The sequence below is a fragment of the Kineococcus indalonis genome (genome assembly GCF_009906395.1).
In the GTDB taxonomy this organism is placed as follows: Bacteria; Actinomycetota; Actinomycetes; order Actinomycetales; family Kineococcaceae; genus Kineococcus; species Kineococcus indalonis.
Genome location: NZ_JAAALM010000503.1, coordinates 1 through 2,943 on the forward strand (window position 1 = coordinate 1; position 2,943 = coordinate 2,943).

General features: G+C 78.0%; 3 protein-coding genes. 1 reads left to right on the forward strand and 2 read right to left on the reverse strand.

Annotated features, from left to right (window positions below; genetic code table 11):
• The first annotated feature begins 102 nt into the window (after positions 1 to 102).
• Positions 103 to 1,131 (forward strand): LLM class flavin-dependent oxidoreductase, encoded by a 1,029-nt coding sequence (locus GTR00_RS18060; protein WP_166612965.1) that lies wholly within the window; start codon positions 103 to 105, stop codon positions 1,129 to 1,131.
• On the opposite strand, the gene GTR00_RS18065 is transcribed toward GTR00_RS18060, so the two are convergent.
• Positions 1,089 to 1,646 (reverse strand): metallophosphoesterase family protein, encoded by a 558-nt coding sequence (locus tag GTR00_RS18065; protein WP_166612967.1) that lies wholly within the window; start codon positions 1,644 to 1,646, stop codon positions 1,089 to 1,091. The genes GTR00_RS18060 and GTR00_RS18065 overlap by 43 nt on opposite strands.
• Positions 1,647 to 1,693: 47 nt before the next feature.
• A complete protein-coding gene (gene serA / locus GTR00_RS18070) occupies positions 1,694 to 2,932 on the reverse strand; it encodes a phosphoglycerate dehydrogenase (protein ID WP_166612966.1) in 1,239 nt (412 codons plus the stop codon).
• Between the last annotated feature and the right edge of the window lie 11 nt (positions 2,933 to 2,943).

The following is a 2,943-nucleotide window of genomic DNA, read 5'->3' on the forward strand; positions in this document are numbered from 1 at the left end:
GGGGCACGGTGCTCGACGCTAGCCCCGGGCACCGACACGCGCCCGGCCCACCGGCCCGCGCGCCCGCCGGAACGGGGCCGGCGCCGGCCCCGTTGGCCGGGCGTGAGCACCACCGCGGCCCCCGGCGCGCCGCTGTCCGTCCTGGACCTGTCCCCGGTCGCCTCCGGCAGCGGCGCCTCCGCGGCGCTGCGCCGCACCGTGGCCCTCGCCCGCACCGCCGAGCGGCTGGGCTACCACCGCTACTGGCTCGCCGAGCACCACAACCAGCCCGCCACGGCCGGCGCAGTGCCCGAGGTGCTCACCGCGGCCGTGGCCGCCGCGACCACCGCGATCCGCGTGGGCGCCGGCGGGGTCATGCTGCCCAACCACGCCCCGCTGCGGGTCGCCGAGGCGTTCCGCGCCCTGGAGGCCCTGCACCCCGGGCGCGTGGACCTCGGCCTGGGCCGCGCCCCCGGCACCGACGGGCGCACCGCGCTGGCGCTGCGGCGCTCGCCGCGGACCCCGGGCGCGGACGACTTCGCCGAGCGCTACACCGAGCTGCTCGGCCACGTCGACGGCTTCCCCGCCGGGCACCACCTGGCCGGGGTGCGCGCCGTGCCCGACGACGCGCCGCTGCCGCCGGTGTGGGTGCTCGGCTCCAGCGAGCGGGGCGCGCGCACCGCCGCCGCCCTGGGCACCGGCTACGCCCACGCCGGGCACACCGGCGAGGGCGACCCCGCCGCCGCGCTGGGCGCCTACCGCGAGGGCTTCTCGCCCTCGCCGCGCCGGGAGCACCCGCACGCCCTGCTCGCCGTGGGCGCGCTGGTGGCGGACACCGCCGAGCGCGCGCAGGAGCTGCTGCTGGCCCAGCGGCTGGCGGAGGTGCGGCTGCGGCAGGGGCGCCCCGCGCCGCTGCCCGGCCCCGAGGAGGCCGCCGCGCACCCGTGGACCCCCGCCGAGCGCCACGTCGCCGCCCACCTGCCCGGCACCGTCCTGGCCGGCACCGCCGCCGACGTGGCCGCCCGGCTGCGCGAGCTGGTGGCCGCCACCGGCGCCGACGAGCTGCTGGTCGTCACGCAGGTGCACGACCACGCCGAGCGCGAGCGCTCCTACGAGCTGCTGGCGCGGGCGTGGGGGCCGCCCGGGCGCTGAGCGCGCCCGGGCGCCCGCGGGGGCAGCGCGTGCAACCGCACGTCGTGCAGCTGCCCGTGCGCGGCGGTCAGCGTCAGGTACGTGCACGCCGGCTGCCGGCGCCGGTCCGTGGGCGAGCCGGGGTTGAGCAGCCGCACCCCCGAGGGCGTGGTGGAGTCCCACGGCACGTGGCTGTGCCCGAAGACCAGCACGTCCAGCTCACCGCCGTAGCGGGCGTCGCAGCGCCGCTCCCGCCCGGCCGCCGCCCCCGTCTCGTGCACCACGCCGAAGCGCAGCCCGCCGGCGGTGAACGCGGCGAACTCCCCCAGGTGGGCCCGCACGTCCGCGCCGTCGTTGTTGCCGGCGACGCCGACGAGGCGGCGGGCGCGCCGGCGCAGCGCCAGCACGCTCGCCGCGTCGCACCAGTCGCCGGCGTGCACGACGACGTCGGCGGCCTCCACGGCGTCCCGCACCGCGGCGGGCAGGTCCTTGGCCCGGCGCGGCAGGTGGGTGTCGGCCAGCAGCAGCAGCCGCACCGCCTCCCCGGCCGCCGGCGCTCCCGCCCCGGGCACCGCGGCGCCCCTCAGCCCAGCGAGCCGAGCTGGCGCACCCGCACCGTCTCGGGCAGCTCCCGCAGGCGGCGGCCGACGTCCTCGGAGGCGGCGGCGGCGATGTCGGTGACCACGTAGCCCAGGTCGCCGCGGGTGGCCAGCTGCTGGCCCTCGATGTTCACGCCCTCGTCGGCGAGGATGCGGTTGATCGCCGCCAGCACCCCGGGCACGTTGCGGTGCAGGTGCGCCAGGCGCACCGTGCCCGGGGTGGTCTCCGTGGCCAGCGGCGGCAGGTTCACGCTCAGGGTCGTGGAGCCGTGGAGGGCGTACTCGCGCAGCTTGGCGGCCACGAACCGGCCGATGTCCTCCTGCGCCTCCTCGGTGGAGCCGCCCACGTGCGGGGTGAGGATGACGTTGTCCAGGCCGCGCAGCTCCGACTCGAACGCCTCGCCGCGGCTCTTGGGCTCCTGGGGGAAGACGTCCACCGCGGCGCCGGCGATGTGGCCGGACTCCACGTGCCGGCGCAGCGCGCCGTGGTCCACCACGAAGCCGCGCGAGAGGTTCAGGAAGATCGAGCCCGGGCGCATCCGGGCGAACTCCTGCTCGCCGAAGAAGCCGCTGTTGCTGCTGCGGCCGTCCACGTGCAGGGTCACCACGTCGGCGACCTCGAGGACCTCGTGCAGGCTGCCGCAGCGGCGCGCGTTGCCCAGCGCCAGGCGGTCGGCGGTGTCGTAGAAGAACACGCTCATGCCCAGCGCCTCGGCCACCACCGACAGCTGCGAGCCGATGTTGCCGTAGCCGACGATGCCCAGGCGGCGCCCGCGCACCTCGTGCGCGCCGGTGGCGGACTTGTCCCACACGCCGTCGTGCATGAGGCGGTCCTTGACGGTCAGCCGCCGCGTCAGCGCGATGATCTCCGCCAGCGCCAGCTCCACGACGCTGCGGGTGTTGCTGTAGGGCGCGTTGAAGACCGCCACGCCGTGCGCGGCCGCGGAGAACAGGTCGATCTGGTTGGTGCCGATGCAGAACGCGCCGATCGCCCGCAGCGCCGGGGCGTTCTCCAGGACCTTCTCGGTGACGTGCGTGGTGGAGCGGATGCCCAGCAGCTGCACCCCGTCGAGGCGCTCGACCAGCTCGGCCTCGTCCAGGGCGCCGGGCGCCGTCTCCACCTCCCAGCCGGCCTCGCTGAGCAGGGTCCGCGCGTCGGCGTGGATGTTCTCCAGCAGCAGCGCGCGAGGGGCGGGGGCCGGCGCGGGGCGCGTGGCGGGCACGGTTCCTCCAG